We start from the raw sequence: 582 nt of genomic DNA on the forward strand, positions 1-582 counted from the left end.
CGTTGTGGTACTTAAATACGAATTCTTACTCGCCGTGTAAATAACACGCCCTTTTTTATCATATCCAAAAATTGTTGTAATCCAATGATTCGTATCTAAAACTCGTACCTTACTACCAGTTGCTAGGGATTGTGTTCGAGTATCTACCGCTTGACCTAGTACGCTTGTGGGAACAGATAAGCCATCGGTATCAAAAATATAATTATCATAATAATTAACCGTTAATACTTGATCAAAACTAAGAGGATATGCCTCCTTGCTATAATACACAGGAGTCCCTCCATAACTCGTAGCTGAGGAAATTTTTCGCTCAAACTGCTTTGCTGTACTATTTGCTGCCCCTTGTAGAGCTTCTCGCTTAGAGGTGTTGTTTAAATCTTTCCCTGTGTAGACAACTCTTCCAAAGGCATCGTATTTGGTAAATAACCATTCTTTCTTTGCTTCTTGATTCGCATCCTGTGTTAATATAGGCTGATCTAATTTGTTGTAAACTATATATTCTTTACCCTTACCAGGAAGTTGCTTCTCGACTAAACGATTACGATTATCGTAACGGTATTGATAACAAAGTTCTTTTAATTC

General features: G+C 36.9%; 1 pseudogene. It reads right to left on the reverse strand.

Features of this window, described 5'->3' with window-relative positions:
* A pseudogene (locus tag JMA43_RS13930) lies at positions 1-582 on the reverse strand (RHS repeat-associated core domain-containing protein); the annotation flags it as partial.

This window comes from Joostella sp. CR20 (assembly GCF_038433465.1).
Classification (GTDB): domain Bacteria; phylum Bacteroidota; class Bacteroidia; order Flavobacteriales; family Flavobacteriaceae; genus Galbibacter.